Annotated in this window: 19 protein-coding genes; 14 read left to right on the forward strand and 5 right to left on the reverse strand. The window is 44.9% G+C overall.

Annotated features, from left to right (window positions below):
* Positions 1-290 precede the first annotated feature (290 nt).
* From cydC to KIK04_RS21570, 4 genes are read right to left on the reverse strand one after another with little or no spacing between them, the layout of a single operon-like run.
* Positions 291-2186: a thiol reductant ABC exporter subunit CydC gene (cydC, locus tag KIK04_RS21555; protein WP_232275691.1), complete on the reverse strand. Its 1896-nt coding sequence runs from the start codon at positions 2184-2186 to the stop codon at positions 291-293.
* Positions 2183-3910 (reverse strand): thiol reductant ABC exporter subunit CydD, encoded by a 1728-nt coding sequence (gene cydD / locus KIK04_RS21560; RefSeq protein WP_232275693.1) that lies wholly within the window; start codon positions 3908-3910, stop codon positions 2183-2185. The genes cydC and cydD overlap by 4 nt, the downstream gene beginning before the upstream one ends.
* Positions 3910-4926, reverse strand: a complete 1017-nt coding sequence (gene cydB, locus KIK04_RS21565; protein ID WP_232275695.1) for a cytochrome d ubiquinol oxidase subunit II — start codon at positions 4924-4926, stop codon at positions 3910-3912. The genes cydD and cydB overlap by 1 nt, the downstream gene beginning before the upstream one ends.
* On the reverse strand, positions 4910-6322 hold the full coding sequence (locus KIK04_RS21570; protein ID WP_442951117.1) for a cytochrome ubiquinol oxidase subunit I: 1413 nt from the start codon (positions 6320-6322) through the stop codon (positions 4910-4912). The genes cydB and KIK04_RS21570 overlap by 17 nt, the downstream gene beginning before the upstream one ends.
* Before the next feature lie 483 nt (positions 6323-6805).
* Here KIK04_RS21570 and KIK04_RS21575 point away from each other — a divergent pair, with 483 nt between their 5' ends.
* From KIK04_RS21575 to KIK04_RS21585, 3 genes are all read left to right on the forward strand, one after another.
* Positions 6806-8017 (forward strand): chromate transporter, encoded by a 1212-nt coding sequence (locus KIK04_RS21575; RefSeq protein WP_232275697.1) that lies wholly within the window; start codon positions 6806-6808, stop codon positions 8015-8017.
* 165 nt (positions 8018-8182) lie between these two features.
* Complete coding sequence (locus tag KIK04_RS21580) at positions 8183-8485, forward strand: hypothetical protein (RefSeq protein WP_232275699.1); 303 nt, start codon at positions 8183-8185, stop codon at positions 8483-8485.
* 303 nt (positions 8486-8788) lie between these two features.
* Complete coding sequence (locus tag KIK04_RS21585) at positions 8789-9574, forward strand: YheC/YheD family protein (RefSeq protein WP_232275700.1); 786 nt, start codon at positions 8789-8791, stop codon at positions 9572-9574.
* Between the two features lie 91 nt (positions 9575-9665).
* Here the strand turns inward: KIK04_RS21585 and KIK04_RS21590 are convergent, their stop codons facing one another.
* Positions 9666-10739, reverse strand: a complete 1074-nt coding sequence (locus tag KIK04_RS21590; protein WP_232275702.1) for a glycosyltransferase family 4 protein — start codon at positions 10737-10739, stop codon at positions 9666-9668.
* A gap of 364 nt (positions 10740-11103) precedes the next feature.
* On the opposite strand from KIK04_RS21590, the gene KIK04_RS21595 reads away from it, so the two are divergent.
* The 11 genes from KIK04_RS21595 to KIK04_RS21650 all read left to right on the forward strand — a co-directional run bounded on the left by KIK04_RS21595 (position 11104) and on the right by KIK04_RS21650 (position 25626).
* Positions 11104-11805 carry a hypothetical protein gene (locus KIK04_RS21595; RefSeq protein ID WP_232275704.1) on the forward strand — a complete coding sequence of 234 codons (702 nt, stop codon included), beginning with the start codon at positions 11104-11106 and terminating at the stop codon, positions 11803-11805.
* Between the two features lie 3 nt (positions 11806-11808).
* Entirely contained in the window at positions 11809-13311 is a 1503-nt protein-coding gene (locus KIK04_RS21600; protein ID WP_232275705.1) for a hypothetical protein, read from the forward strand.
* 39 nt (positions 13312-13350) lie between these two features.
* Positions 13351-14514: a pentapeptide repeat-containing protein gene (locus tag KIK04_RS21605; protein ID WP_232275707.1), complete on the forward strand. Its 1164-nt coding sequence runs from the start codon at positions 13351-13353 to the stop codon at positions 14512-14514.
* Positions 14515-14799: 285 nt separating this feature from the next.
* Positions 14800-15279: an imm11 family protein gene (locus tag KIK04_RS21610; RefSeq protein WP_232275708.1), complete on the forward strand. Its 480-nt coding sequence runs from the start codon at positions 14800-14802 to the stop codon at positions 15277-15279.
* A 109-nt stretch (positions 15280-15388) separates the two neighbouring features.
* Positions 15389-15733, forward strand: coding sequence for a DUF4280 domain-containing protein (locus KIK04_RS21615; RefSeq protein ID WP_232275710.1), 345 nt, complete (start codon positions 15389-15391; stop codon positions 15731-15733).
* A gap of 76 nt (positions 15734-15809) precedes the next feature.
* Positions 15810-21596 (forward strand): DUF6531 domain-containing protein, encoded by a 5787-nt coding sequence (locus KIK04_RS21620; RefSeq protein ID WP_232275711.1) that lies wholly within the window; start codon positions 15810-15812, stop codon positions 21594-21596.
* Positions 21597-21612: 16 nt separating this feature from the next.
* Positions 21613-22047 carry a hypothetical protein gene (locus KIK04_RS21625; protein ID WP_232275712.1) on the forward strand — a complete coding sequence of 145 codons (435 nt, stop codon included), beginning with the start codon at positions 21613-21615 and terminating at the stop codon, positions 22045-22047.
* A 452-nt stretch (positions 22048-22499) separates the two neighbouring features.
* Positions 22500-23222 (forward strand): RHS repeat domain-containing protein, encoded by a 723-nt coding sequence (locus KIK04_RS24270; protein WP_269670971.1) that lies wholly within the window; start codon positions 22500-22502, stop codon positions 23220-23222.
* An 863-nt stretch (positions 23223-24085) separates the two neighbouring features.
* Positions 24086-24916: a hypothetical protein gene (locus KIK04_RS21640; protein ID WP_232275714.1), complete on the forward strand. Its 831-nt coding sequence runs from the start codon at positions 24086-24088 to the stop codon at positions 24914-24916.
* A gap of 239 nt (positions 24917-25155) precedes the next feature.
* Positions 25156-25479, forward strand: a complete 324-nt coding sequence (locus tag KIK04_RS21645; RefSeq protein ID WP_442951190.1) for a TreTu family toxin — start codon at positions 25156-25158, stop codon at positions 25477-25479.
* Entirely contained in the window at positions 25480-25626 is a 147-nt protein-coding gene (locus KIK04_RS21650; RefSeq protein WP_232275717.1) for a hypothetical protein, read from the forward strand.
* The last annotated feature ends 273 nt before the right edge of the window (positions 25627-25899 follow it).

Raw genomic sequence — 25899 nt, forward strand, 5'->3', positions numbered from 1 at the left:
GATTGGGGAGTTGTCACGGTGTCGCTAAAATTAATTCAGCAAGCCGAAGAGAAGTGGAGATCAGAGTTGAGGTAATCGTATTGGTCAAAGTAGAGATCAGAGCTGAGGTAAGAGCATTCGTCGGAGCAGTGATCAGAGCTAAGATCAGAACTAAGTAGGAAACACAAGCTGGGGCGGGCCAGACGATTTAAGCGTAGGTCAGAACCTAAACTCAGAGCATAGGTCAGACCTAACAAAACAAGCCACCGGCGTTTATGCGGTGGCTTGTTAGTTCGACACGATATTAAATATTAAGCTTCTAGTAACGAAGCAGGCATGTCGAGGGCATACAATTGGCGATATCGTTCCGAATGTTGCAGCAAATGCGCGTGGCTGCCTGACATCGCAATTTGCCCATGCTCGATAAAAATAACTTCGTCCATATGCTCGACACCCGCTAGGTGGTGAGTGATCCACAGAAGCGTTTTATGTTCAAGCGCCTCAAATACCGTTGCTAGCAGCGCATTTTCGGTTCGCGAATCAAGTCCAATCGTCGGCTCATCGAGAATGACGATCGGGGCGTCTTGCAGCAGAATGCGTGCCAACGCAATTCGCTGTCGCTCGCCGCCAGAAAATCGCTGCCCCATTTCATGGGTTGAAGTGTTATAGCCTTGCGGCAATGACTCAATTAGCGTATGCAGCTGTGCTTTGCGAGCAGCTTCGCGTACTTCTTCGTCAGAAGCATGCTTTTTACTTAGACGAATGTTGTTGGCAACAGTCGTATCGAACAGGTGAGGGCTCTGATTGAGCACGGACACCACGTCAGATACGTCGTCGCCTAATAAATGAACGGCTGTTCCGTTTACAGTAACAGCGCCATGATCGGGCTGGAGCGCGCCTTGAATCAGCTTGAGTAGCGTTGATTTTCCAGCGCCACTGCGCCCGATAATGGCGATTTTTTTACCTTGGGGAATATCCAAGGATATGTCGTCCAACACCCAGTCGCTAACTTCAGCTTCAGCGGTTGCTGTTGATTCAGTTGAGCTAGCTAATACGGTTTCAACGGTTTCAACAGCAGCAGAAGTTGCAGCAGCTGCAGCAGCTGTATCTGTAGCAGTTGTAGCATAGCGATAGCGCACGTGTTCAATCTTAAGATGTGCTTGTTTGACCCGCTTAACGGGCTGCCTATCGGAAGCAGCGACTTGAGATTGAGTCTCAGCAGGGACCATAATGTCCAAATGGTGCTCAACATCTCGAATTCGTGCCAATGAATCTTGGTACTTAGGAATTCGCTCAATCGCATCGGACATCGGGATGAATGCATTCATAATCGGTAAAATCATTAGGACGAAGGCCGCAATCAGCGTTGCAGCAATCTGGCCTGATGCGGATTGATGTCCCGCCCATACAATCATCGACACGATGACGACACCGATTACACATTGAATGATCCACTCCCGCCAGCGTGCCCACTGATGCACCTCACGCTCCGTACGAGTAAGTTCTTGTTCGCTTGCCTCATAGCTCTCAATAAATTCAGCTTTCCTACCGCTTACGAGCCAGTCGTTAATGCCAAGCACGGCATCCGTAAGCTTCTGATACAAGCGGTTGCGCCCACGCTTGAGCCGCAAATGCTTCTGATGATTAATGCGTAAAGAGATAAGCGGCAAAGCGAATATGATTACCGCTACGTACAACGCCATCAATAGGGCGAATGTCCAGTCAAACATGCCCAACACGACAATAAACAGTCCGTAAACCGTTAGCGAGACGATAGCAGGAAATACGGTACGCAAGTACACATCCTGTAAATGCTCAATATCATCGGACAGCATGCCGAGCATGTCGCCAGTCCGAAAGCGAGAGCGTACGAACAACGCTTGTGGTTCTAAAATGTTGTACAGGCGAACACGCATCGTAGACAAAATGCGCAGGACGATGTCATGGCCGACTAGGCGCTCCAAGTAACGAAATAGCGCCTGTCCAAGACTAAGCGCTCTCACCGTTACGATCGGAAGCATGAGTAGCATGATGTTTTGCGGGCGTAGGGCTGCTTTTGAAATCAGGTAGCCAGAAATAAACATCAGCATAACAGCCGCCATTACACCGAGAATACCGAGAAAGACGGCCAGTGCCAAGCGCCACTTATGTTTACGCAAGTAGGGCCGCACCCAGCCTTCGCTACCAGCGTATGTTTCCTTCTTCATCGAATCCCCTCCATCTGCGATCGAATGAGTTCGTAATAAACCCCTTTGCGGAGAACAAGCTCTCGATGGGTGCCGACTTCAGCGATCTGCCCTTGGTCAAGGACTATAATTTGGTCCATATCCTGCATCCAATGCAAGCGATGAGTAGCGAAAAAGACAAGCTTTCCTGCAAACAGTCGCGCCATCGGCTCTTTTAACTCATATTCCGTTTCGATATCTAAATGAGCAGTCGGCTCATCTAACAGTAGAATAGGGCGGTTTCCTAAAAAAGCACGAGCAAGCGCAACACGCTGCTCTTGACCACCACTTAGCATACGACCACCATTGCCAATCGTTTCTTCATAACGGTTGGGGAGGGCGTCGGCGACCGCTTTCAGCCCAGCTGCCGCTGCTGCTTGTTCGACTTCTTCCATACTGGCATTCGGTTCATAGAAGCGAATGTTGGCCGCCAATGTATCCGTGAACAGATACGGCTGTTGCGGGATATACGTTGTTTGCTTATGCCAGCTCTCTGTAATAAGCGAGTTCATGTCTGTATCATTCCAACGGATGTGACCACTCGACGGATGCAAGAAACCGCCTAAAATATCGATCAGCGTCGATTTCCCGGCGCCACTAGCTCCGACAATGCCGATTTTCATCGTGCCATGCACATTAAGCGAAATTCGGTCTAACGACGGCTTGGCATCTGTGCCATGGCGAACGTCGATGTCAGTCAGGGTCAACGTGCTGTCTGCACCCCAAGACTGAGGCTTTACATGTGTCGAATTGTTATTTGAATCGTAATCAATAATGGATTGAATATGTTCGCCGGCTGTCTTTCCGTTCAAAGTTGCATGGTAGTCGGAACCGACCTCTCGAATAGGCAGGAAATATTCCGGTGCAAGAATGAGCACGGTTAGAGCGGTATGGAAGGACAAGGTTCCGTCAACAAGACGGATACCAAGTCCTACAGCCACAAAGGCAACCGCGAGACTGGTGAAAAAATCGAGTGCAAAACTGGACAGAAACGCCACTCGCAAGGTACGGACGGTAGCCGTGCGATACTGATCACTGACGTGCGCAATTGACGCCTCATGACGGCGGCTTTGTCCGAGGAATTTTAACGTTTCCAACCCACGCAAAGTATCGACAAAATGATTGGACAAAATGCGATACGAGCTCCATTGGTTATCCATCTGCTTCTTCGCAGCAAGTCCTAACAAAATCATAAATACGATGATGATTGGAACCGTAAGCATCAAGGTAATGCCTGAAGGGATATCTTGCACAAACACGTATACCAAGATGACCAACGGTAAAATCATGGTGCTAACCATCTTAGGTAAGTACAGCTCCAAAAACGTACGCAGCTGTGAAATGCCTTCCAGTGCCAGCGTGACGAGCTTGCCTGTGCCTTCGGACCGAGCAAATCTCGGTCCGAGTGCAAACAATTTATCCAGCAGCTGCTTTCTCGTCGCTGAACCTGTTCGTTCAGCAAAGCGATAAGCCACTTTTTGCCGCAAAAGAGTCAGGCTGCTACGTCCAACAAAAGCAAGGAAAAAATAAGCCATGTTCGGATAAAGCTGCTCGACAGGCACACCTTGAAACAAGTCAGCGATCAAATAAGCCAACAGCGTCGCTTGCAGCAAAATACAAATACTTTGCAGCACAGAGATGCAGCCTAACGTAAGAAAGAGCGGTCGTATTCCATTGTAATTAGGCATTCGATTGTTTTTTTTCATCAGTGCTCCAAATGGTCATTTTCATTAATTGGTTTGCGGAATACAAAGTAACACCAAATTTGATAGCCAATAATAAACGGAATTATCGTGAATGACATATATGTCATCAAGCGTAAAGAATACGCACCGGATGCTGCATTAAATATCGTTAAGCTGTACGCGGGGTCGATGGAACTTACCATCAAGCGCGGGAACAAACCAATAAATATGCTCGCAAAGGTTAACGTAATCATACTAGTCGTCATCACAAATGTCCAAATATCACGTTGCTTACGAATAAGCAACCATCCGAATACGAGTGCTGCCCCCGTTAACAATGGCAGGGCAAGCCATTGCTTCCCATGTACCACATAAATATCAGTGTTCATATACGTTAGCACTACGAACAGAATCAGAACAGCGGCAACGGCCGGTACGATCTTGCGTGCGACATCTCTAGCCCGATCTTGTATACCGCCTCTTGTACGGATCGTAATAAAGACGAGACCATGTAAGATGCAGAGGAGTACAACGACAACTCCGCCTAACAGCGAGTAAACGTTCAACAGTTCGAACACGCTGCCGATAAGTTCTTTCTGACTATCGATCTGCACTCCGCGAATCGAATTCGCGAATGTGACGCCGAGCAAGAAAGGCGGGAGGATGCTGCCCCAAAAGATTGCAGCATCCCACACTTTTTTCCACGTGCCGTTCTCGACTTGGGAACGAAACTCAAAAGCTACGCCTCTGGCGATCAGCGCCAGCAGCAAGAGTACGAAAGGTAGGTAGAAGCCACTAAACATAGTGGCGTACCAATCTGGGAAGGCAGCGAACATCGCGCCACCTGCCGTAATCAACCATACTTGGTTAGCATGCCAAAATGGGCCAATTGTATTAATTAACACGCGGCGTTCTTTATCCGTGCGCCCAAGCGAACGGGAGACGATGCCAACGCCGAAATCAAAGCCTTCGAGTATGAAGAAGCCGATAAACAGAACGGCTATTGCGATGAACCATATCTCATTTAACGATAGCATGTTGGTGTTCCTCCTTATCAAACGGATCGGACATATACGGCTCTACGTGGTTGTCGAGATCATCATCTTTACGAATAACCTTCATAAATAGGTAAGCGTCAACGACCGCGAGCACGGCATACAGACTGACAAATAAGATAAGTGATATCAATAACTCCATTGAAGTAACCGTTGGTGAAATCGCATCCTCGGTACGCATAACACCGAAGACGACCCAAGGCTGGCGTCCCATTTCCGTCATCATCCAACCAAATGAATTCGCAAGGAAGGGGAGAGCGATAGCAGGAACCATTAGCTTCAGGAACCAAGGGCTTTGCTCTAGCTTCCGTTTACGGGAAAGATAGAAGCCGACCATTCCGAGTAAGCATAGTATGCTTCCGCTGATGACCATAATTCGGAAACTCCAAAATGTTGTCTTAACCGAAGGGATATAATCGCCTGGTCCATATATTTTTTCGTATTTTTCCTGAATTTGATTCATACCTTCCACGCTGCCACTAAATTTGCTATAAGACAAGAAGCTCAGCATGTAAGGAATTTTAATTTCATGGGAATTTTCTTTTTTCTCTGTATCTATGTTCGCAAACACCGTAAACGGAGCTGGGTCTTCACTCGTATTCCAGAGTGCTTCAGCAGCAGCCATTTTCATCGGCTGTGAATTAAGTAAATGTTGCGCTTGCGAGTGTCCAACCAAGGCTACGAGCATCGCTGCAACCATCGCTACTGAAATCGAAACTTGGAACGATTTTTTGAACACATCGACTTGATGACGTCTTAAAATTTTCCATGCACTTACCCCAGCCATAAAGAACGCGCCAGTTGCAAAAGCAGCGAACAGCGTATGTGGGAATTGCAGCCACAGCTGCGGGTTCGAAATAATAGCAAAGAAGTCGTTCATTTCAGCGCGTCCATTTTGGAACACGTAACCGACTGGTGCGTGCATAAAGGCGTTAGCTGTCAAAATCCAGAAGCTCGATAGAACGGTTCCGAGTGAGACGAGCCAAATACACACAAGGTGAGCACGCTTAGATAAGCGATCCCAACCAAATACCCATAATCCGATAAACGTAGATTCCATAAAGAAGGCTAATAGACCTTCAAGTGCGAGTGAGGGACCGAATACATCACCGACAAAGCGGGAATAATTGGACCAGTTCATCCCGAACTGGAACTCTTGCAAAATACCGGTTACAACACCGACCGCAAAGTTAATGAGGAACAGTTTGCTCCAAAATTTAACGGCCTTTTTATACACTTCCTGTTTTTTGACAACGTACAATGTTTCTAAAATCGCAAGTAGAAAGGCCAAGCCAATCGTCATCGGTACAAACAGATAGTGAAAAATTGTCGTAGACGCAAATTGAATGCGTGCTAGCAAAATCGGATCCAACTCCATAAAAATACCTCCATCCGGTTTAGACTCTCTGATCACAGCAAACGGAATGATGCATAAGTCTTTTTTTCTTGTTGATTGCTGACAATGGTAATGTTTGTTATGAATTTCACAACCGTAGTTAGACGGCTGGAGCAAACCATGTGTAATGAAACTTAGGAAAAGATTGATAAACAATTCACATTCAAATGTGGAGAATGACATAATTTGTTCATGAATTCACATTCACATGTAAGTTTCAACCCTTATATCCTCCTTATACCCACATTGTACATGACAATAATCATAATTCAATGGCTCAAATGGGGGGGTTAATTGAACATTTTATGACGTAACATTGTCGAAAGTTTGAAATGAATAAAATGGTAGTGCATGTATCCGTTTACACTTGAAAAAGATGGTGTATTTTATCCTCCGATAACAAATAAAGGGTATAATGATCGAAATCTATAGGTGTATAGAACTGAATACATAGAGGTGAATGGAATGAGTGTAGAAATGAGCAACACGTTAAAGCAATCCGTACCAAAAAATCGATTCCGCCGCTTGTTTGAGGTACTAGCCGTTTCCACGAAGCTGGGGCTAACCTCATTTGGCGGCCCAATTGCCCATCTGGGGTATTTTCATAACGAATATATTCGGCGCCGAAAATGGATGGATGAGCAAAGCTATGCAGATTTAATTGCGCTGTGTCAGTTTCTACCTGGTCCGGCGAGCAGCCAAGTCGGGATCGGGATCGGGATCATGCGCGCGGGGCTGCTTGGCGGATTAGTTGCTTGGCTTGGATTCACGCTGCCATCTGTTATTGCGCTCATCGTGTTTGCTTTTTTCATGAAAGAAATGGATGTGAGCCATGTTGGTTGGATTAGCGGCCTTAAAATTGTGGCCGTCGCTATCGTTGCGCAAGCGATTATAAGTATGGGGCACAAATTGACCCCTGATCGAAATCGAATCACAATCGCAGTAGCAGCTGCATCTGCCGCCTTGCTATGGCCATCCATGGTTACCCAAGTGCTGCTAATCGTTGTTGCGGGTATTGTTGGATGGTGGATGTATCGCCATGAAGACATTCAGCAGGTGCCACAAATGGTGGTGCCCATTAATCGTAGGTTGGCAGGATGTTGTTTGGTTCTCTTTTTTGGACTATTGCTTGGCTTGCCGCTGTGGAGTCAGGGTGTAGAAAACGATTGGATATCATTGTTCGATCATTTTTATCGGGCGGGTTCGCTCGTATTTGGGGGAGGCCATGTCGTACTTCCGTTGCTTGAACAAGCCGTCGTGCCGACGGGGTTAATAAGTAAAGAGCACTTCTTGGCTGGCTACGGGATCACTCAAGCTGTGCCAGGGCCCTTATTTACGTTTGCTGCCTATCTAGGTGCGATGATGAAAGGGGTACTAGGTGCGCTTATTTTGATTATTGCTATTTTTTTACCTTCTTTTTTACTCATAGTAGGGGCCCTTCCTTTTTGGGGAGCATGGCGTAGCAATCGTCATTTGCAAGGCGCACTGAGGGGTATAAATGCTGCTGTTGTCGGAATCTTGATAGCCGCATTCTATGATCCACTCTGGACAACGGCAATTGTGTCTCCTGAACATTTTGTACTCGGTATGTTGTTGTTCGTACTGCTCATGTATTGGAACATTCCTGCGTGGATCGTGGTGCTTGTAGGTGCCGGTGCCGGAGTGCTTCTCTTTTAAAGACAGCGAGTCATTGATAGGAAATAGGTTTTGAAGTTTTATGCATTTGTTCCTCTTACTTAGCCCGTCCCCTTCTTGATTGCGGTGCATATGATATGGAAGTAAGTTGCGCACACGGTGTGCAGCTCATCTAGTTGCTTCTATTATGAGGAGGGGATTGTAAGTATGGGTTACCAAGTTCGTGTAGTTGCTGGGTCTGTATCAGCTAATGGCTCCGTTGTTTCAGGAAAAGGTTTCAGAGTTTCAAAAGTAGGGACAGGACTTTATGACGTGTTTTTTACTCCTCCATTCGGTTCTCCGCCAGGCGTATCGGCAACACAAGTGTTTTTCTTGGGAGGGCTAGGTGGAGATACGAGAGATAATGCCGTACTCGTATTTATACAGAACGATCGTTTCCGGGTCAAAACAGGAGCAAGTGATGGAACCGCACAAGATCGAGACTTTTCATTTGTAGCCGCTGGTTGCTAGTACAAACAGTTAGAAACACCTTGAAGCGTCATTTAAGGTGTTTCTTTTTTTGGATTGAGAGCGAGAGTAGCTTGGCGAGGCTGCTCCCTATATTTATAGTAATGCGGTACATGGATTGGCATAAAGCCATATGATTTATAGGGTTTGAGGGCGTGAGGTGCAACCATAAACGAAGCTTGGACGGCGGTGATTCGCCTTAAAATAGCGAAGTAGTCGACTACCGTTGCTGTCCACCTCATCATGTGAATACATTATCAGGAATGTAAATGTTCATATAACGAGGCAGGAGGCGGGAATGTAAAAATGATAGCGAGCAAAGGGGTTCGTGCCATTCGGAGCAAGTGGACAAAGACGAAGGTGCTAGTGAAAAGCAAAGAGCTTCGTATTTTTGTTCCAGAAACGCAATTGTTTAGCTATTCTTCACTTCTGGCCATGTTAAACAAGTACAATATGGTGTATGTGAAACCGGTTCATGGCACAGCAGGGAATGGTGTAATCCGCGCGCATATTAAACAAGACGCGGGTAAGAACACTTTCCATTTTCAGATAGGCAAAAGTCCACGCTCGTTTGCTAGCTATGATGACTTTTTTAATGCGTTAACGGCATCGAAATTGAAGCGGGAATATATCGTGCAGAAAGGAATTAAATTATTGAAGCTGCACGGGCGTTCCTTTGATCTAAGAATTATGGTACAGCGGACACCGCAACACCCTGACTGGCAAACGACAGGTATTATCGGCAGATTAGGCCATCCAAAGAAGATTGTGACCAACTTTCATAGTGAGGGGAAGCCTTTGCCGATAGAGGTATTGCTAGAGCCTTATATTCAGGGGACAAGGCAAGAGCAGTATGTGGAGTTTCTTCGGCAGTTCGGTGTGAATATCGCCAAGCATTACCAGCAGACCTACCCTGGGTTCCGCGAGATTGGAATTGATGTTGGCCTTGATTCCGAGTTGCATCCATGGGTACTGGAAGTGAATACAGCACCTGATCCATTTATATTCAACCAATTGGCAGATAAAAGTATGTATCGAACTGTCATCCGATATGCGCGTGAAAATGGAAGATATGTAAAGAAAAAAGGATAGATACGAAAGAAGAAGCCCACTTCTATATGAGGGCTTCTTCTTTCGTATCTGATGAAAGATGCAAGTGAGAAGCTTGTAAGTAGGAGAATCATCAAGCACGTTGGGATTTATATATCTCCATAAGCTTGGTTGCTGTTTGGTTCCAGCTGAAGCGTGAGACTGCATCGTGTCTTGCCTGTTTGGCGAAGCTTGCAGCGAACTGTTTGTTCTGAGCGATGTTTACAATGAACGTTGCGTGTGCTTCAGGGTTGCTGTAATCATCAACGAGATAGCCATTAGAAGCGTGCTTCACGATTTCACCGATACCGCCAATATTGGAAGCAACGACAGGTAATCCGGAAGCCATCGCTTCCACATTAACAAGTCCAAATGCCTCGTGCAGCTGCGAAGGACAAACGAAACAATCTGCCGTGCGATAAATCTGATCCATCTTGGCATGAGCAATTCTTCCGGTGAAAGAAATGTTTACATTGTTGGTTTTTGCTAGTGCTTTAAGTTGGTTTATATAAGGTGCTTTTCCGCCGCCAGCGACAGTCAGCTTCACATTTGGCACGTGCCGACTCACGATACCGATCGCTTTAATGAGCACATCAACACCTTTGCGAGGGATGACGCGGCCAGCGAACAGAACGTTGAATACCGGATTGTTAGCATCGCGAGTTGTTGGATTAAATCGATGTGTGTCTACGCCTAAATGAACTCTTCTTATTTTGGTAGCTTGATTTGAAAATCGACGTGACAAATTTCTTTTCAAGGAGTCGCTATTTGCAATAATGAGATTCGCTTTCGCAATACTAGCTGCCACTGTTTTGGTAAGTGGTACAAACGTAAGAGAATGTAGAAATAACGAAACCGGAGTGCGGGGGAAAGCATTTTTGATTTTCGCCATATAGTGGGGACGATTGTCCACTTGTATAAAGTCAAAGCTTTTGCCTTTTAAATATCGCAGCACAGCAGCAATATACGTTTGCGAGCTTCCTGAAGGCACGCGAACGATTGTTAAGTTTCCTTGCTTACTTATTTTCGGCAAACCTACCTTTTGCCGGCTGACAATCGTAACTTTATGCGCTAGTGCAAGTTGCTTGGCGATGGATAGCATACATATTTCGACAGATCCGTTTCCCGGAACGGGGATTTGCTCTGGTGCTACCATGAGTATGTGCATCTATCTTCCCTCCCAAATCGCATCCTATCTCTCTTTCTACTATATGCACCAGTCTTAAGAGTGTACGAAAATTGTGATAGGTTTCGCGCACATCTTTTATGTATTTGATCATGGTCCGCTCGTTGTTCCCAAGCTATTTTTAGCTACTGCACATCTCCCCTTATTGCTTCATATTGATTATGCCCTCTCATCGAAATCGCATCTCACACCTCGGTATATTCTGGTTGAATCACCCAAAATATTTTCCATCAATTAGGTTGGTAAATCTTCATTTTGTGTACAATGCACCCGATACATTAGTATGAGGTTGGCAAATTAAGGGTTCTACTGTTTATTGGAAGTTAAAAAGTGGAGAGGTGGAGACATGGTAAACAACGTAGATGAACAGTTTTTGCGAATGATTCGTGAGCAGGATCAGCAGGAAAAGGAACAGCGATTGGAAGAAATGCTGTCCATTCCTCAAGTGGTGGCAGCTGTTCAAGCAGGTCAACTAACTCTTTTAGATGAAGTGATTGATTTTACAGCATTAGAAGTCATCCCTGGTCAATTAAGCATTCGTGTACCTTCGACTTTTGAAGAGATGCCAGAGTCGTTTGTAGCGATTAAATATCCTGCTGAGCAACGACCTTCAATGATTTATACAGATGATACGTTGTCGATCAATGTGAACGTAAATCCGACTGAACATAAGATGTTTAACGATGAAATGCAATTGTTTCACACAGAGATGCTCAACATGCTAAAACGGATGCAGCCGAATGCGACTTGGCTAACGGATGGCGTATTTCCAATCGGAGAGTCGCACATAGAGGCTTCTGAAAGAGAGGCAAAAGAGCAGCAACAACACAATGAAGCTGAGAGCAAGCAAGTCGGATATTACGAATTTGTGACTCCTGCCATGGATGGAAACATTTATAACCTCACTTTTTTTATGGAATGGGAAGAGAAGGGGTTATTTTTTAGTGTCAATTGTATGGAAAAGCACATGAAACGTTGGCGTCCGATTGCGCACGGAATTATGGCATCACTACGTATGCTCAACCATGAGGATGGAGAGGTGAGGTAGACGATGGAACAAGTAACGATTATGCATATTCAGATTACACCGTTCGAGCTAGAGCGGCTGCACAGCCTATCCATCACGAAGCGAATGAATGAACATGTTAGGCTAACCTTCTCAGGCATTGTGCCGGAGAGTCGCAAAGACAGTTACGTGCATATGGCGCATGCCCAGACGTCGATTTGTGTCATGGAAACGAATGCAGACGGGGAGCAAGTGACGTTGTTCCACGGAATGGTGTTGGACGTACAAGTCCAAATGGTCAACGGTGTATATGCGATTACAGCAGAAGCGGTATCTCATACGTATAAATGGGATACGCAGCCTAAGGAGCGGTCATTCCAGCAGATCGGCTTAGCCTATCAAGATTTGATGAAACAAATCGTAGGCGGGTACCCAAGCTCGGATTTGATTGACTACGCTTCAAATGGCGCAACGCTCCCGCATGTCATTTTACAGTATCAAGAAACAGACTGGCAGCTGCTCAAGCGCTTGGCGTCCCATTTTCATACGGGAATCGTCCCTGCCGCGATCGATGAGCGGTTGCTTTGTTATGTCGGAGTACCGCAGCTCGGTAGCAAAGGCAAGCTTGTTGCTCATAATTATCGCGTTCATAAACGAATGGACTTGTACCAGCAGGCGGTACGGAGCCGCATTCCGAATGTGGCTGAGCATGATTTTGTGTGTTATGAAGTGGAATCGCCGCAAGTGCTTGATGTCGGGCATGAGGTGGAATTCAACGGGCGGACACTCGTTGTAAGTGAAGTCCACATCTTTATAGAAAAGGCGTTGTTAAAACGGCGCTACACGCTTGCATCGAAATCAGGGTTAGCTAAATCGAAACAATACAACAAGATTATTGTTGGTGCTTCGATTCAGGGTAAAGTCATTGGGGTCAGCAAGGATCAGATTAAAGCCCATTTAGAAATGGACCCCGAACAAGACGCGGGAACAGCTTGTTGGTTCCCATTTTCAACGATCTACGCGTCGGCTGATAATGCGGGCTGGTATTTCATGCCGGAGCAGGGCGATGATGTGCGCATTTATTTCCCGACGCATAAGGAAAAGGATGCGTTTGCGACGAGTTCCGTGCCGAAGGCTGCGGGTGGTGGCGCAGCAAGTGGTAGTTCTGGCGGTGGAGCTGGGAGCAGTAGTGGGAGTGGCGGTTCAGGTGGATCGGGAGGTTCCGGGGGATCTGGCGGTGGAGGCAGTGATCCGATGCAGGACCCCGAAATTAAGACGCTCAAAACGAAGAACGGGAAAATGATCGTGCTCGCACCGGATCAAATTACGATTTCCGGAAATGGCGTGTCGATCGTGCTTAGTGATGCCGATGGCATTATGATATCGAGCAGCAAGGACATTAAGGTCAAAGCGACGGAAAATGTGATGATTCAATCGAAAAATATTGTGATCACCGCAAGTGAAAAAATCGAGATGACGTGCAAAGGCAGCTCGCTGCTTATCGAGGAAGATGTGAGCTTGAAAGGAAAGCAAGTTCGGAACAACTAGTGAGAAGCTACGGTGAGTGGTCTGGAGGGGAGACGGCTTATGCAAGAGTCAGAATTATCAGAGCTGAAAGAAGTTCCAGCTGCTCCAGAAGGCGAGGACAATGAGCGGGAGCTGCATATGGCATCACTTCGAGCTGCGTTGTTGCAGCAAGTGGATGCTTATTGGCGCAGTCGGATGATGAGCCATACGGAGGAATTGGTTGGCGCGTTTCGCATCTTCTGTAAGCGCGTCATGGAACAGCAAGCGCTTGGTCACAAAGCGCCGATTGCGTATATTCATGTTTCATTCTTGCGTTCATGGCTGCTGCAAGAGAAATTCATGTATAGCATCGAAGCTTATGATGATAGATGGTACTTAGATGCTGCGGAATGTATGCATATGTATGAAATGCCATGGCTGTATCCGTTCGTACAATCCTTTAAACAAGAGCTGACACAGACGCCGTTGCTTAGAACGTTATCGGAAACAGAACGGGATAGCATTGTGATTCAGCACGTAGCGATCATTCATCAGTATGTACAGGAATGGATACGTGTCGCTGTGCCACAGCTTATTGCACTGCCAGAGTTTCAGGCGGTGAAGCGAGCAGATGTGCTGCGTATTCGCACAGGAGAGTACAAAGATTATAGTGAGCAGGTGTGGATGGAAGATCGTCTTGAAAAAGATGTGGCTGCATGTAAAAGCTGGCTAGAACAGAAGCTGCCTGCTGCCTATATGTGCAGTGATTTGCGCGGATTAGATTTGAGTGAGGGCCAGTATGAAGGGATTGACTTGCGGTACAGCCATTGTGTCGGGAGTCGTTTAAGTGGTTCGAATTTGCGTGGAAGCGTATGCATCGGTACGGACTTTAGCCACGGCAGGCTGGGTGGTGTGAATTTTAGTCAAAGTTTGCTGTACGATGCGAATTTTAGTGGTTCGGATCTAAGTGGGGCACAGTTCAATGAAGCTATTGGCGGGGAGCCTTTTTTTCACGAGGGTATGGTACTCGGTTTTCAACGGGTTGATTTTACAGGTGCGAATTTACAAGGTGCAAGCTTGCTGTACGCTGATTTCCAAGGAGCTGACTTCCGGGGGGCAAATCTGACTGGTGCGAAGCTGATGAAGCAGGATGCGCACAAGTGGACGCTAAGTGAGGAGCAACAACGCAGGGTGATTTGGATGGAAGAGGGTGGGAATGGAATTCCTGTGGAAATCGAACGGTAAGAGGACCTTTGGAAAAGGTCCTTTTGTGAAACAAAGATGATCGTAAAGAATGCGAAAAGTATGAAGAGCGCTGAGGGTATGAAGAGTGAAATGTGTAGAGTGCTGGGAGTATGAAGCGTGAAGTGTGCAGAGTGCTAAGAGTATGAAGTGTGAAGTGTGCAGAGTGCTAAGAGTATGAAGTGCGGGAAGTGTGAAATGTGCAGAGTGAAGAGTGCTAAGAGTATGAGTGTGGGAAGTGTGAGGTATGAAGCAAAGCTGCGTGAAAGCCTCAAAGGAGGGATAAGCGTGTCGTATTTTATATTGCAGCAGGACAAGCGAACGTTAGATGCCCTTATTTTGCAGGAGTCAAGTGATACAAACTTGCAGGAGCAATTCAATTTGTATGTCAGGGAAGATCAGGAGCCTGTCTATCTCGACTGGATTGACAAGCCTTATCGACTCGTGTCGGATCGGTTAAAGAAGTTGTTAGAACTGCATGATGCCGAACTGCAATGGAAATCAGTCGTCTTGACAGCGAGGCAGGCGAAGCGGCAAGAGTTGTACTGGTATGTGGTGCCGCCAGAGCGAGATGTGCTATCTGAAAAAAGTCAGCGTGATCCGATGGGTAAGTGGAGTCATATCGTCCTTCGTGCTGGCAAGCTTCGGCGTGAGCGGTTGTTCTGCGCAGGGGAGCAATGCATCGTCCATTTGGATGTAGCTGAGAGCTGTTTGCGGCGGTCTTTCACGGGAATGCATTTCATTCCGGTAGACGTTGACACCGACTAGATCGGCTCATAACTATCCATTGGGGATTTCTCGTGGAAGAGCTAGGACTATTTCTAATTAAATGCTGACAATTCAAATGACTGTGTCTTCAACTTGGGAGGGAATCGATATGAGTGGAGCACCGGAATTTAGCTATGTGGTGCGTGGGGCGATGCTGCGCTGCGCATGTGGAAGTCATCCGAATATGTTGAATTTGCCAACATGTCACGGCATGTATGTAAAAGAGCAGCCGCTGATGAATGTTGGGGACAGCAAAGCGGGTGAAAACATTTTAACGTTTGGCGTATGTGATGCGCGTGGTGAGCCTTGTGAGCCAGAAGTACATATGGAGTGGGTGAACGGAAAGCCAGATCTGCTCGTTGACGGCAAGCCTGCTCTGTTGAGCTGTTCTTATGTAACGTGTGTGCATCATGCAAACGGCATTATTTATGTCGAAGACGACGGACAGAAGTAAGGTCTTGATTGTGAGACTTATGAGTGAAGGCGAGTGAATGAAGTCTGATGAGTAAGTCTGGTGAGGAGGGACTTCGATGTCGAATGATAGGAAAAGGACGATTAGCGGTCTAACGCTGCAAGATTTGTTCTTGAAGTGGCCGTATGGCCGTTTACGTATAGAGCGTATCAAGATTGCCCGCCATCCGGGTGAGCATGCAAAGCTATTTATTCGTGGTATCTTGACGGAAAAAGACGGTAGGAATGTTATCCATCGGGCAAGCCATAAGGACGAAATCGGGCTCTGGATACATGGCAGCAATGGCGACGCCGACTATCCTTTATTTTTAGGGCAAATGCATCAGCTTGAGCTGCATGAGGTGCAAGGGAATGACATAGTGGAAATGACGGTCATTTCGCACACGTATCAGATGGATAGCGAGCAAAAGTGTCGATCATTCCAGCAAATTAGCATGTCGTACCATGAAGTCATTGACGAGGTGCTGGGAGCTTATCCCAAGCAATTGTATCGAGCAGATGCGTTTGATGTTTCGGTATCACTTGGCAGGCTACTGTTGCAATATGAGGAGACGGATTGGGAGTTTTTGCAACGTGTCGCCTCACATGCGGGTGCGATGCTTACACCGGATGTGTCGCAGCATAAGCTGTGTGTGTGGATAGGTGCACCGTCTGGCCATCGTCGAATCAAGCTGCCGGAAGGAAAGGCGTATCAGATCGGGCGCAAGCTGGAGTCTTTTTTAACGGGAATTCAGACACCGCGTGAAAGTTGGGATGAGCAAGCCTTTACGCGCTGTGTCGTTTCGCTTGATCAACTGTTGGATTTAGGCGATCAAGTGGAGATTCAAGGGCAGTCGTATACGGTTATGGGGCTGCAAGGTGAATTGGTGAGAGGGCTGTTCGAGTTTGAATATTTATGCGCCATTCCTGAGGGGGTTCGGCAAAATCAGAAGTTTAATCCGTATTTAGTCGGATTGGCTGTTGAAGGTAAAGTAATTGGTGTCATGCCAAATCGAGCAAAGGTGCATCTGGATATCGATGCCGAGCAGGATGTTGGCGAAGCGGTGTGGTTCCCGTACTCAGCACCGTTTAGTCACTTGCTGCACACGATGCCGCAGGTCGGATCGCGTATTAAGTTGTTTTTTCCGAGTCATGAGGAAGACGATGCGATGCTGATCAATTCGGTGCGCACGCCGATGTCGAGTAGTGGGGAAGCCGCGCAAAAAGCGGATAAGAAGATGGCGGATTCGACGGTGAAGTCGTTTACGACCAGTTATGGTAAGGATTTCACGTTAGGCACGCAGGATATTTCGTTTACGGCTGCGGAAGGGACACTTTATTTGTCCATTAATGATGATACTGGAATTGAAATGCACAGTGATAAAGATATTGTGTGGATGAATCAGGAGTTGCTAGAGTTTAGTGAGTTGAAGAAGTTCCAGGTTGAGGCTGAACAGGAGATCATCGTGATCGGCAAGGGCGGCAGCATTATTTTAAATGACAATACGGATGCGGTCGGCAAGCAAATTATAGCTGAAGGTAGTGAGCGGCAGTCGTTTCCACAGATGTCGAATCCGGAAGCGGAGCAAGCGAAGATTGATAAGGAAAATGAGGGCTTCTGGGATAAAATCCAAACGGGCCTTGATATACTCGGGATGATCCCTGTTGTTGGCGCGGTGTTTGACGTTGTGAACGCAGGTATTAGTGTGGCGCGTGGTGATTTGGTAGGCGCGGGAATGTCGTTGATTAGTATGGTGCCTGGTGTGGGCGACGCGTTTGGTGCTGCGAAGCTGGCTGGAAAGGCCGCGAATAAAATTGGTAAGGCGGTCATGAAGCAGGGCGGCGACAAAGTGATCCAATTGGGTAAAAGCCAAATGGACAAGGTGTTGACCGCTGCCAAGAAGGCGGACGGCCCTGCTGTTGACATCCAGAAGCAGGTTGCAGAGAAGCTGGGCAAGATGCAGGAGCAGATGGCGGCGAAGACGCAGGCGTTGCTTACGGCAGCTGCTAAGAATAAAGGTGTGCAGCGCTCAATGAAAGCTCTTAACCATCGTGTCTTGAAGAAGACGAAAGGGACAAAAGGGCTGAGCGATAAGTTCTGTAAGTGGGGATTCGAGCCGGTTGACCTTATTACAGGGCGTATGATGAGTGAGGCGACTGATTTTGAGTTTCCAGGCCCGCTGCCTCTGGCGTGGAGTCGCAGATGGATTAGCGATAGTGGACATCGCGGATGGCTGGGGCATGGCGTGCATCACAGCTTTGATATGCGTCTTGTGGTGATGGAGGACGGCATCGGGGTGCTGCTTGGTGACGGGCGTTCGGTTGCGTTCGAGCTGCTGCACCGTGGGAAGGTGGAGACGTTTAACCGCGCGGAGCGGTTGACGCTGCGTCGTATGGCGGGGAGTTATTCGTTGTACGATCAGGAGAGTCGGTTGACGTATCATTTTGAGGCTGTGTCGGGGTCAGAGAAGGAGCGTGCGGAAGCGGACAATAAAGCTGACTTGGCAAGAAGCCAATCGGCAGTTGGCGCTCAACACAAGGGTTCTATTCAAGAGAAAAATCAGGTTCAGCCACAATTCCAATCTCTGGCGAATGAAGATGAGCTGCCTACAGTACATGTAGCTGATAAATGGTATCTTCTTGTACGTATAGAGACGGAACTTGAGCATCGAATCGAACTGAGCTATGATCGCAGTGGATTTTTGCAGCAGGTTACGGACAGTGTGGGTCGTGTATTTGAAGTAAGCACAGATCAGGCTGGACGGATCACGGTAGTTACATTTGTATATCGTATGAATCCTAGTAATGCGTTAAGCGAGCAGCGTGAGGTACTGGTTTCGTATGCTTACAATGAGGCTGGCGATTTGAGCGCGGTGACGGATGCGCTTGGGCAGACATCGACTATGGAGTATGACCGTCATCTTATGACGAAGAAGACGGATCGGAACGGCTACAGCTTCCATTGGCGGTATGATGGTCCAACTACGGGTGCGCGTTGTGTGCACACGTGGGGGGATGATGGGCTGCTCGAAGGGCGCATCGCTTATTTTGACAGTTATAACGAAGTGACGAATAGCTTAGGTCACACATCGGTGTACTATTATAATCCTGACTTCTTATGTACAAAGGTTACGAATCCTGAAGGGCACAGCGTAACTAGCGTATACAGTGATACGTCTGATCTGTTGGCAACGACTGATGAGGAAGGTCGCGTGACGCAGTTTGGTTACGATGAGCAGGGACATCTGGTAAGTGAAATCCAGCCGGACGGCAATGCTTGGCATTTTGTTTACAGTGAAGACGGACGTTTGATGCAAGTCACAGACCCAATGGGCGGTAGCCGGAAGTGGCAGTATGACAAACTGGGCCGGATGAAGGGTTCGATCGGAGCAGATCAGACGGCGACGTACTTTGCCTACGATGAGCGGCATCGCATCAGTGAAGTACGTAATCCGCTCGGAGCGATGACGAAGCTTGAATATGATGAGCAATACAACCTGATTCAGGTGACGCTACCTGATGGGACAAGCGGCAAGTGGTCGTACAACCATCGCGGAGAATGCTTACAGGCGACAAATCCGCTTGGAGCGAAGCAAAGTTTTGTCTACGATGCTTTGGGTCGCGTCGTGCGGGCTAAAATGCCAGACGGCAATGTGCTGAAGCTGCGATATGATGCGTATGACGATGTGGTCTTGGCTGAGGATAAACAGAACCGTGCGACATTTGGCTACTCTCCACTCGGGAAACTATTGTGGAGCGAGCGAAAAGGTAGACGTGTTGAGCTTGTTTACAATAACGAGGAAGAATTAACCGAAGTGGTCAATGAACGCGGTGAGCGTTATAAGCTGGATCGCGATGCTCATGGGCGAGTGGTGCGGGAAATAGGGTTTGATGGCATCGAGCGGAACTATTTGCGGAGTCCAAGTGGCTTGGTAAATAAGGTGGAACGTCCGGATGGAAGATGGACGGACTATACCTACGATGTAATGGGTCGTGTCACGAAGACGGAATACAGCGATGGTTTGGTGGAGACGTTTGGGTATAGCCCAATTGGAGAACTGATCGAAACGGCGAATCCATTTGCAATGTTAAAGTTTGAGTACGACCAATCTGGACGTGTTGTGAAAGAGTGGCGTGATAATTACTGGATAGCTAACAGCTATGACAAGCTGGGCAACCGGACGGAGATGCAGAGTAGCTTAGGCGCTTATCTTACCATGGAGCGCGACTTGATGGGACAAGTTAGTCTTATGCAGGCGGAGCAGCTTGGCGGAAAAGGCTCTTCCTCAGAAGTAGGAGCTGAATCATCAGCTAGAGCTATGACACCTTGGACTGCGCAGATGAAGTACAATGCACTAGGGCAGGAAATCGAAAGATTGCTTCCTGGTGGTGTTATTAGTGAATGGCAATATGATACGGCAGGGCGTCCAGAGCAGCATCGTGTGTCAGCAGGTGGACGTGAAACTCGTAAGAGACGATATGAGTGGGATGTGAACAAACGCTTAAAGTCGGTGTTGAACGAGTTAACGGGCAAAAAGACACAGTACTTGCACGATGACTTCGGAAATTTGATCGGAGCATCTGATCATTTCAGCCGCGTATTCCGGATGGCTGACGAGGTCGGAAATCTGTACAGCAGCGGTCATCGCACAGATCGAGAATATGGGGCAGGCGGTCGCCTTCTTAAATTTGAAGGATCGAGCTACGACTACGATGGAGAAGGCAATCTGATAGAAAAAGTAGAGCCTAACGGTACGTACTGGCGTTATGAGTATTTTGGTAACGGCATGATGAGTAAGGTTGTGCGTCCGGATGGCCAAGAGGTTACGTTTAAGTATGATAGTATTGGTAGACGAATTGAGAAGCATTTTGCGGGTGTGATAAACTGTTATATGTGGGATGGGAATAATGTCCTGCATGAGTGGAAAGTCACGGATCAGCCAGCCGATAGTTTAATGGAGCATAGTAGTGAAGACAAGATTGATACTATAATAATAGATGATCTAGAACGGCGCCAGCAAAGTCTTGCAGATTATCTTGATAATTTGATTACATGGGTATTTAAGGCTGGAACATTCCAGCCGGTCGCTAAGATGACAGCAGATGGTACGTTCAGCATCTTGACGGATTATCTTGGTACCCCTGTAGAGATGTTTGATGAACAAGGAAATATTGTATGGTCTAATGAGCTGGATATTTACGGGAAGTCACAGAGTTTTGAGATTAAAAGTAAGCGCTGTGCATGTCCGTTCCGCTATCAGGGGCAATATGAGGATGAAGAAACAGGACTTTACTACAACAGATTTCGATACTATTCACCAAAAGAGGGCATGTACACTCAACAGGACCCGATAAGGTTGTCTGGTGGAATGCGTCTGTATGGGTATGTTAATGATCCAAATGTATGGGTTGATCCGTTCGGACTAAATAAAAATAGTTGTGGAACTGGGCAAGATGGTAGTCGATCATTTTATACAATACAAAACTCTATCGATGAGGCTAGGTTTAGAAATGGTGGAGAACCTTGGCCAACAGAACCACATAAGGCTCATCTTGGTGAAGGTGTCTATGCTTGGGATAATAAAACTAGTGCTCATAATTATTTAGAGATAAAGACTAAGAGAGCTCCCGATGCAGGTTTAAAAATGATTGAATTTTCAATTGCAGAAAAAGATCTTGCTAAATTTAAATTCTTCGATGTGGACGGATTAGGCTCAGATGATGCAGTTAATGATTGGTTGAATCGATACAGTAAATTAACGGATGGGGCTCCTGACCACGGATATGATTATATCACTAGGGGAACAAACTTCGGTAAAGAGAACTTCTTTGACAAGTCCGTAATGAAGTATCTAAAATTTAAGTAGAGAAGGATGATGATTTTTGAATGTTGTCGAACATACTTACAGGGTATTTAAGTCTACATGGGGTATCTACATAAAAATAATTGCAGAGTATACATCAGTAACTAACTCTAATGTACAGGAAGATGAATTATTAGAAGTGTGCGATGGATTGAAATTGGTTTTTAAAAAGCAGCGAGAACAGAGTGAAGATGCCATTTTTGAGGGAGATATTGTTTATTTGATTGAAGGATTGAAAAAAGTCAGTAGGGAAATTATTGAAAAGTCAAAATATAAGGAAGATACAATGATAGTAATACATTCTATAAATATAGCACCATGTGATTTTCAGGAAGAAGGTCTAGTTGTTGCTATAATTGAATGGGCTTCTAAGTCATTTGATTTTGAAATGCCTAAAATTACTGTTACTTTTAATAAAGCAATAAACAAGTATGAATTTTTATATGAGTTTTAATTAACTAAATAAGTTTTTAATAACTTATTAATGACGGTTTATCAGCTAAATCAATTGCTCTAAGTCTACTACACATTTAGAAAATATCCATCCCAAATTTAATAGTTTGAGAATTAATCACTATGGGCTTATTCTAACTTGTAATTTGAGGAGAGTAAGCCTATTTTGTTTTAACAATTTTTCACTTACATTAGCAAAGACTATATTTAAGAATATAGACGTAGAATGTTAAACAAAAGTTTAATGTGAGCCCCAAACTAGTTGAAAGTATTAGAGCGTTTGAATAGTATTTTAATTGTCCTGTATGAGTGGAAGGCTACGAATCCACTGTTTAAAAGTGCTACGGAGCAAAGTGGCACCGGGACTAGTAGACTTTTCTGACAACATAGATAATTGAGGATGGGACGTTCCATCCAGCGGCTAAGATTATAGCAGACGGAAACTACAGCATTTTGACGGATCATATAGGTACTCCCGTTGGAATGACTGATGAATTAGGGAACCATGTATGGTCATGTGAGCTGGATATTTACGGGAATGTGCGTAGTTTAGAGCTGAAAGGCAAGCGAAGCGCATGTCCGTTTCAGTATGAGGGGCAGTACGAGGATGAGGAAACAGGTCTATATTATAACCGATTCCGCTACTATCCACCTCACGAAGGAGTTTATACTCAGCAAGACCCGATAAGGTTAGCAGGAGGAATGTGCCTATACGGGTATGTAAATGATGCATTAATATGGGTTGATCCATTTGGGCTTAGCAGAGAATGTGGTTCTAGAGCATCTGCTTTAAGGCAAACATATTCACATCTCTCATCAAATGAACGTGCTAATAGATTACAAAATTTAGCAGAGGGAAATGCTCATCGTATACTGCAAGACATGGCAAATTCAATTCCGGGCGCACATTTATTGGGAATACATGGAACTCAAGCAACAATGCAATCCCAATATGATCGAGCAACACATGGGATTGATCCTACTACTGGTGTTGCTGCTACCGATAGGAGTGGAGCACCTCGATTACCTCCTGCAGCGACAAAGTTCCATAGTCACAGAAATCAGCTAAATATGATTCAACGTGGTACTTTAGATCATGGAGTATCGCGTTCTGGTCAGGTCTTTTTCAATCGAAATAATCAGCCTACAACTGCATTTCCAAAATGGGGGCAATAAACGGGGAAATCGAGAAAACGAATGTAGAATTGTTACACCGAAATGAGTGGTGGGCATGCTAATTTTGTTAGGTTATGATTTTTATAGATTATGCACGCTGAGGCAACATATCCAGTCAAATGTAACTTAAAACCATGTGCGATAGCAAAAAGTTACATTTTTTATTAAGTGGAGCTATTTTTGTAATTTTTACTGGTGCTGTTTTGAATCAATATGACAATTAATACGACCCTATTAGAAGGTAGCTTCAATGATAAAATAGAGCCAAATGGCACGCACTGGTGTAGCTTGAGAAGTTGTTTGCATGCCCTTGCTGTAAATAAGAGACTTATAAATAGCGTGGAAGCTATGATATATACCCAATGTGTTTTGGGTTTATTCGGGGAGCTACCAGAAGCGAAATAGTGTAGTAGTCAGAACTAAGCATACGCCATACGCTATACAAGCAGTATAAGAGGATGTTAGATGTCCTTGAAAATCTACGATACAGTCTTTTTAATTTGAAATATAACCATTTAATAAGAATTACATCAAAAGGGGATTAATGAATTAACATAAATGCACTTAATTAAAATAATTTGAGGATAGATGTAATGAGATCTAGTGATCCAAATCTATTAGATATAGTTACTCTTTAGAAGTGTATAGACATGGAGTTTATGACCGATATTATATTCACTGGAAGTAGATATGAATAATTGACTACTAGAGGTTTTAAAGCAGACCTTTTTGTTCGTTTAGATATAATATTTAAGATATCCATTAACAGGCGAGGTACTCTTGATGAATGATGAAAAGAAGCTTTATGCGAGAGACAATATGTAAATAAATGAGAATAAATGATAAAAGGGAAGTAGTGTTCCATGGATAAAAAAATCGAGTATATGAATGAGTTCTTTAAATATTTAACACAAGAAAACGGTACGGAAGAAAATCAGACTTTTTTTGCTCTATTAAAAATGCTACGGAATAATTCTAATTTATCAGACTACTATGGAGAAGAATTTGTTGAACTTCTTAGAGGAATATTGCCTCGTATTGAGGATAAGTACGACAAAGCCACGTTAATAGAAACTATTGTTGAGTGTTGTTATATTGATTACACATTTGATGAACATTATTGGCAGGGAATTTTTGAACAATATATTTGGTGTGTGCGTGAAAACGCTTCTAGCGTTGAAAACATTTCGATTTGTTTAGTAGGTTTTATTCGTACAGGAATAAGTAAAAATGAGGTGTTTACAAAGTTAGCGGAAAATTTACAGCGGGAATATGCAATTTTGATACTTGCCCAAATCAATTTGAATGATTTGGGGAATATTCCAGAGGAATTATCGGGGTTGCTGATCGAAGCGCGAAAAGCGTACTCTATAAGGTGGAGGACCGGAATAATAGCACAATTTTTACTGCTAGTACATCCACTAGTTAGGAAATATGCAGGAATAAGTGAAATCACTTTTTTGTATGATGACTATAGAGGAGTATATGAGGACTGCTGGCCTAGGGGCTTACTTAACACAAAGGATACTCTTGTTGCAGAAAAAATGTTATCATTAAAAGAAGTAAGCATTTTGGAAAAGTTGGATCAGGTCTTAGGGAAAGCGGATCTAGATTCAATGGAAGTAAGAAAGCTATATGATGAATTTTTTGAAGGCAAAGATCCGCTAGATGTCATTTATATGTTGCCTGAATAAAATCACTGTTTACATTTTTGAATAAGTTAAATGGAAGATATGACGGATTGTTATATGAAATGCGACAGCTTATTTATATGATTTTATGTAACTATGTTCGAGGTAGAGAAGAAAATTTCTCTACCTTTTTCTATTTTTAGGGCAGATACATCAGCTCGAGCTGCACGATAACATGGATCGATCCATTTGAACTTAGTAAGGATTCATGTGGGCCTTCTAATGGTAAGGATAAGTCAGAAATTAGTCGTGTAGGAAGATGGATGTCACCAGGCGAGTATGATAAGACTATAGAAACAGGATACGTACAAAAGCCATTTACAGCCGCTCGAACATATGTTGCACATTCAGCTTCGTATGATGCATTTTATAAACAAGCGTCAAAAGGCTCCGTTTATGTAGAGTTTGATGTACCAAGTTCATCATTACGACAAACGAAAGATGAGTGGGCTACTATACCTGGACCTAACTCACTTTATTCTAAACTGCTAGAGAAAAAAGGATTACCTCCTATACAAAGTTTCCCTAAGGAAGAAAATGTTAAAATGATAGGAGTTAAAGATTAAATGGAAAAGTACTTCTTAAATTGGATAGTAGAAAATAAAGAAAAAATAGAGAGCATGGGTATTAAAATTGATGAATTAGTAAGTGGTGAGGATGAGTATTCAGAAGCATCAACAAGAACGGATTTTTTGAGCAGCAATAAATTGTAAAGAATAACAGTTTTTCGATCTGGTAGAATCTATATTGAAATATTGGATATAGAAACAACGGAGACGAATTATATTTTTGATGATTATTTAGAGTTAATGACTGACTTTAATATCTTTCTGTGGGATGCCATAGAAAGAATGAAGTAAGTAAGACTGTACAGAGATTAGAGAAAGTGCTTAATTAGCTGATTAAAAATCAGCTAAACTGGAGTGTTGTTAAATAAGAAAAGTAATTCCTCATTGAGAGTGTCGAAAAAGTCAGTGAGCTTTTTG

Origin of the sequence: Paenibacillus sp. 481 (assembly GCF_021223605.1) — a bacterium.
Lineage (GTDB): Bacteria > Bacillota > Bacilli > Paenibacillales > Paenibacillaceae > Paenibacillus_B.

What these genes read in the sequence shown, in the direction of transcription:
- cydC (WP_232275691.1), bottom strand. Translation starts at nt 2,186, where the DNA reads ATGAAGAAGGAAACATACGCTGGTAGCGAAGGCTGGGTGCGGCCCTAC.
- cydD (WP_232275693.1), bottom strand. Translation starts at nt 3,910, where the DNA reads ATGAAAAAAAACAATCGAATGCCTAATTACAATGGAATACGACCGCTC.
- cydB (WP_232275695.1), bottom strand. Translation starts at nt 4,926, where the DNA reads ATGCTATCGTTAAATGAGATATGGTTCATCGCAATAGCCGTTCTGTTT.
- KIK04_RS21570 (WP_442951117.1), bottom strand. Translation starts at nt 6,322, where the DNA reads ATGGAGTTGGATCCGATTTTGCTAGCACGCATTCAATTTGCGTCTACG.
- KIK04_RS21575 (WP_232275697.1), top strand. Translation starts at nt 6,806, where the DNA reads ATGAGTGTAGAAATGAGCAACACGTTAAAGCAATCCGTACCAAAAAAT.
- KIK04_RS21580 (WP_232275699.1), top strand. Translation starts at nt 8,183, where the DNA reads ATGGGTTACCAAGTTCGTGTAGTTGCTGGGTCTGTATCAGCTAATGGC.
- KIK04_RS21585 (WP_232275700.1), top strand. Translation starts at nt 8,789, where the DNA reads ATGATAGCGAGCAAAGGGGTTCGTGCCATTCGGAGCAAGTGGACAAAG.
- KIK04_RS21590 (WP_232275702.1), bottom strand. Translation starts at nt 10,739, where the DNA reads ATGCACATACTCATGGTAGCACCAGAGCAAATCCCCGTTCCGGGAAAC.
- KIK04_RS21595 (WP_232275704.1), top strand. Translation starts at nt 11,104, where the DNA reads ATGGTAAACAACGTAGATGAACAGTTTTTGCGAATGATTCGTGAGCAG.
- KIK04_RS21600 (WP_232275705.1), top strand. Translation starts at nt 11,809, where the DNA reads ATGGAACAAGTAACGATTATGCATATTCAGATTACACCGTTCGAGCTA.
- KIK04_RS21605 (WP_232275707.1), top strand. Translation starts at nt 13,351, where the DNA reads ATGCAAGAGTCAGAATTATCAGAGCTGAAAGAAGTTCCAGCTGCTCCA.
- KIK04_RS21615 (WP_232275710.1), top strand. Translation starts at nt 15,389, where the DNA reads ATGAGTGGAGCACCGGAATTTAGCTATGTGGTGCGTGGGGCGATGCTG.
- KIK04_RS21620 (WP_232275711.1), top strand. Translation starts at nt 15,810, where the DNA reads ATGTCGAATGATAGGAAAAGGACGATTAGCGGTCTAACGCTGCAAGAT.
- KIK04_RS21640 (WP_232275714.1), top strand. Translation starts at nt 24,086, where the DNA reads ATGGATAAAAAAATCGAGTATATGAATGAGTTCTTTAAATATTTAACA.
- KIK04_RS21650 (WP_232275717.1), top strand. Translation starts at nt 25,480, where the DNA reads ATGGAAAAGTACTTCTTAAATTGGATAGTAGAAAATAAAGAAAAAATA.